This window comes from Acinetobacter sichuanensis (assembly GCF_003024515.2).
Lineage (GTDB): Bacteria > Pseudomonadota > Gammaproteobacteria > Pseudomonadales > Moraxellaceae > Acinetobacter > Acinetobacter sichuanensis.
This window is the reverse complement of sequence record NZ_PYIX02000092.1, coordinates 1-4,314: the sequence shown is the minus strand read 5'-3', so window position 1 is coordinate 4,314 and position 4,314 is coordinate 1. Positions and strand designations below refer to the sequence as shown.

General features: G+C 39.0%; 5 protein-coding genes and 2 pseudogenes. All 7 read right to left on the bottom strand.

What is annotated here, in order from left to right; translation table 11 throughout:
• Positions 1-551 (bottom strand): hypothetical protein (locus C9E89_RS21610; protein ID WP_147305741.1); only part of this gene is annotated, 551 nt, incomplete at its 3' end.
• Positions 548-1,429 (bottom strand): replication initiation protein, encoded by an 882-nt coding sequence (locus C9E89_RS21605; RefSeq protein WP_107010183.1) that lies wholly within the window; start codon positions 1,427-1,429, stop codon positions 548-550. The genes C9E89_RS21610 and C9E89_RS21605, both read right to left, overlap by 4 nt.
• Before the next feature lie 554 nt (positions 1,430-1,983).
• A complete protein-coding gene (locus tag C9E89_RS24195; protein WP_378227717.1) occupies positions 1,984-2,442 on the bottom strand; it encodes an MbeB family mobilization protein in 459 nt (152 codons plus the stop codon).
• A 370-nt stretch (positions 2,443-2,812) separates the two neighbouring features.
• A pseudogene (locus C9E89_RS24190) lies at positions 2,813-3,013 on the bottom strand (relaxase/mobilization nuclease domain-containing protein); the annotation flags it as partial.
• A gap of 97 nt (positions 3,014-3,110) precedes the next feature.
• Positions 3,111-3,455: a MobC family plasmid mobilization relaxosome protein gene (locus C9E89_RS21595; RefSeq protein ID WP_004282283.1), complete on the bottom strand. Its 345-nt coding sequence runs from the start codon at positions 3,453-3,455 to the stop codon at positions 3,111-3,113.
• A gap of 248 nt (positions 3,456-3,703) precedes the next feature.
• Positions 3,704-4,057 (bottom strand): hypothetical protein, encoded by a 354-nt coding sequence (locus C9E89_RS21590; RefSeq protein WP_107010185.1) that lies wholly within the window; start codon positions 4,055-4,057, stop codon positions 3,704-3,706.
• Between the two features lie 24 nt (positions 4,058-4,081).
• Positions 4,082-4,189 (bottom strand): annotated as a pseudogene (locus C9E89_RS21585) (hypothetical protein); the annotation flags it as partial.
• Between the last annotated feature and the right edge of the window lie 125 nt (positions 4,190-4,314).

The window sequence follows — 4,314 nt, the reverse complement described above, 5'->3', positions numbered from 1 at the left end:
GATTTATTTATCTCGCTTAGAAGAAATTTTAAGTCTTCCTTTGAAAGTGAGTCTATTGTCTTAAATGAAAGTTGCCAGTTGCCTATACGCGCTTTTGTTTTTACATACAGGCTCTCATTATATAATTGTGATTCTCTTTTACCGTGAATGATCTGTAGCCATCTCTCTAAGGCTTTAGAAAACCTATTCCACAGGTTTCTATTTCTGTATTTACTGTCTGTAAAATTGGTATAGGGTTGTAGTACTAAGCTAAATATTTCACTATGAGCTTCTCTACGAGGATGCTCACTAATATGAATAATCTTGATATTGCCAATCACAGCTTCTGGAAGATAACGCTCTAAAAACTGCTGTAAAAAAGTCGGTGGAGGGGTATCTCTCTCATCTAACAACATATGATCTTTATATTTCAAAACCAGTATATAGCTTTTATATAAGCTATCTCTAAGACTAGATTCTTCTGCTTCTTTAAAAAAATAAGGCTTAACTATTCTGTCTTTTAGGAGAAAAGGAGCTACTTCTTTCATTTCTTTTATTAGCTTAAATCTCATTTTTTCTTGTTCCTGTAATACGTAGCTCGACTGATTCCAAGACTTTCCCAAGGTTTTAACTCTGCTTCACTATTCTTTCTTCTAGCAATACCTGAATTAATTCCCCCTAATTTCCCTTTCCTTGATTGACGATCAATAAACTCTTGATAGCAATATGCGTCTTTCTTCCAACAATACTTGGCAATGCTCCGCGCTGTAGCTTTGATTTCTGAATAAGGTAGTGGCTCTAAAAACGCACTATTTACGCTTAAACACTCTTTTAATACTGCATCTAGCCAACTATCGAAAGTATTCCCTCGGTACTCTCTAATCGCTTTATAAGCCCATTTACGAGCAATATCGAATAAAGTGCAGTTCCTACCTAGGCCTATTCCCCTTTCTTTCTGTGTGAGGGGCTTTAAATCGACAAAATCGGCAAGGTAATTAAGTTCGTAAGCCTCTCTTGTCCAAATGGTAGTACGCCAGTACGTATGACAGGGATTTTTCGTCAATAAACCGCTGTAACCTGAGTCTGCACCCATTTTTCGAGCCATTGCAGCTTCAATCACAGCCAAATAATCAATAATTTTCTGTTTTGATGCTGTCGTTGTAGAAACTGGTGCTTTTAGCTCATATCCAATATGAGCATGTCCATTTTCTGGGTTTTGACTTGTCCATGTTGGTTTTGGCAAGCCTGCATCAAACCAAGCCATAACCCCATCATTCCGATCTAAATCGAAGACAAGATAAACCACTTTGCAGGGCGGATTATGCTGCAAATAGCGTTTTTTAATCGCAATTTGTTTTGGATTAATAAAGCAATAGCCTAAATCGTCTGTGCAATACGGCTTATGCGGAATTTTTTTATAAAAATCTGCTGAAAATTGAGCATCACTCATATTTTGCAACGTCCTGTGTTGCAAATGCTCAAAACATCAGTAAAATACAGGTAAGGATTTTGCGTTTACTGATGCTTTAAGTATTTGTTAAACAAAGAAAAGAAAGTAGGTTTGCCGACCTGCTTTTTTTTCGCCTAAAAGAAATCTAGCACTATTCATGGGATTATGCAAAGTATTGATAATATTGACTTATGCCATGTTTAAGCATCAATATCTAATCCCATAACTGCGCTTTGGTTGGTTCATTTTTTCAAGCTTCTGACTTGTATCTCTAATGCTTGTAATTGCTTGGTCAAGAGTTCGTTTTGCGTCTTGAAGTCCTTTAATTGAGTAGTCAAGTTGTTTACTTGCTGTACTAATTTGTTCAAGTTTTCGTTTCGAGTCTGATCTATATCGCTCAAATTCGCTAAAAACGACTTTAATTTCTCCTGAAGCTGCTGATTTTCTTGCTGTGTACTCTTGAACATCTGCCGTAAAGCCTCTTCTTTCTCCTGCTGCTGTTCCTGCATCTGTTCCAGTGCTGCGAGCAATTGCTTTTCTAATTCTGTCATCGCTTAATACCCCATCGGAACCATAAGACTGCCGTTCTTCCAAGTTCCTGCTTCCTTGTTCACTAATACGCATAGTCGCTTGCGGTTCTTCTGGTCGATACAATCCTGAAACTGCACGTTCGCCCCTTTGTTCTTGAGTTCTTGGATAGCTAGATTCTGTTGAGTAATTAGCTCGAAATTCTTGTTTATTCTGTAGCTCTGATACGTCAGAACGCCCCATGCTAGGGCTATCGCTGTAACGATAGCGATTGATACGATCATCCAGCTTTTTAATATAATCGGGCGTATCCGTGAGTTTTGCTCTCGGATAGCGGTACTCATGGCTTTCTCGTTTTCGTTCAGTAAGTCGATTAAGCGTTTTTCGTGCTGCTTCAATGCGTTCGCCACGATCTGCTCTGTATCTTGCGCTTGCTGCTTCGATGTCTGCTCGAAGTTCTTGGCCAAATCTAAAATCTTGCTCATATATTTTGCCTTTCAACCGAATATTTCTACCGCCTTCGGGGTCTTTGATACTGATACTTTTTGGTGTTTTACGAGCAATCTCAAAACCTGCATTCTCAAGCATACTAATCACATCATCACGATTTTTAAGATTGCCACTCTCAGCAATGTTTAAAAGGCCGTCAGTAATCGCATGAGCTGCCGCTTCTTTAGCTTTGGGAAGGTTATTTGGAGTACATAACTCGCGCTTATTTAAAGGGTCATTTGGGTCATGTAATTTATAGTGATCATTTACAAGGTCTTTCCATGCATTAAGCCTTGGTCTATCTGCTTTGTCATAATAAGGCTGTAAACGCTTGCCACTTTGCAGCTCAACATTGGCTACAACGAAATTAAGCTCTAAACGGTCTTTGTCCAGGTGTTGTACCCACAAAATCGAATATTGATCTTTATCTAGTCCTGGTAATAAAGTTCGTTCAAAACTATCCATTATTTTTTGTTTTTGGTGTTCCTCTAAATCACGTTCAGCAAAAGACAAAACACCCGAAGTATATTTCTGAGCAAAGTGGGTACTATCAATCAATTGAACCATTTGTTCAGGATCACCACGATCTAAACGAGCTTCTTCACGATCTCGATATTTTCCAAGTAAGTAGTCCACGGGACCACTACCTGAACCTGAACCACGACTATGTATTTTTATGATCATCGTTCAATCTCTGCAATTCACGCTCAATACTCGATAAAGCTGTAATTATCGCAATTCGATCTAATACTGAATCTTGCTTACTATGCTGATTCACTAATCTGGCTATCTGATTTAGGTTATTTCCAATTCCCGCCAGTTGTCTAAGTAGCTTTGGATCAACTTCAATAACCTTGCTTTGTTTTGTCTGCTTTTCTCCTAAACAAGTTTCACGCATCCAAGTGGCTAAGCTGGCTTTAGTACATCGGTTTAGTAAGGCTTGATGTTCTTCCTCTGTTAAACGGATCTTTATTTCTTTAGTCCTTTTTATGAGTTCTTTGTCTGCCATTGGATCTCTCGTTTGGTAACACCAAAATAGGAAAATTTTAATTTTTCTGTTTTGGTGTTTTTGGGGGTATCGGGGGCAAAGCCCCTGATCCAGTCTCACAAAAGGGAATCTTCGAGCGAAGCGAAGAAAGTCCCCTTTGTGTATGCTGGCTTATTATCAGAAAATTAGCATTAATTAAGCTCAAGTTCAACTTCATTTATTTAGAAGGCATCCAGTAAGTGACTTCTAATGGGATTAAGAGTGCATGCTTAAGTGAATAAATTATTGAGGGTGTAAAAAGGAGGGATAATTAAAATTGCATAATAAAGAATAATGACTATTTGTACGCTTACTTGCGCTAAAAAGTCATTTTGAGTTTTTGATATAAGCTGCATAGGAAGCCATACTTTATTGAATAACGCTCCGCCAACAGCACCAGAAAATCCAAATAAAGCTAACGCAACAATCCCTATTATTATTTTTATATACCACGGAAGTATTGCATTGTTTATTAGAGTATTCAGGATATAGAAATTTAAGATACTGATAACACTTAAACTAGCGTAATAACCTAAGGCTTCTAAAGATAAATCATCAAGATCTTTATCTTTGTTATCTTCCATTTCTACTCTTTGAATAGTATTACGCTAGAAAAGAAAACCTAAAACGGCTGTTATCTGATTTAGGCTTCGAGTCTCATTCTGAGGCGACCCCAGAAGGAACAGGCCGGTCAAACCGAGCGCCGCGATGACCCAATGCTCGCCGAGGAAAGCACCGGCGGTTGTGCCGGCTCGGTCGGCAGGGTGGCCAACTGCACTTCCAGATCGGCCAACGCTTCGCGCCGACGCTCGACGAACTGACGCAGCAGGGCAAGCTGCGC

Excerpts from the sequence above, each read along its gene's own strand:
- C9E89_RS21605 (WP_107010183.1), bottom strand. The coding sequence starts at position 1,429 with ATGAGTGATGCTCAATTTTCAGCAGATTTTTATAAAAAAATTCCGCAT.
- C9E89_RS24195 (WP_378227717.1), bottom strand. The coding sequence starts at position 2,442 with ATGAGCAAGATTTTAGATTTGGCCAAGAACTTCGAGCAGACATCGAAG.
- C9E89_RS21595 (WP_004282283.1), bottom strand. The coding sequence starts at position 3,455 with ATGGCAGACAAAGAACTCATAAAAAGGACTAAAGAAATAAAGATCCGT.
- C9E89_RS21590 (WP_107010185.1), bottom strand. The coding sequence starts at position 4,057 with ATGGAAGATAACAAAGATAAAGATCTTGATGATTTATCTTTAGAAGCC.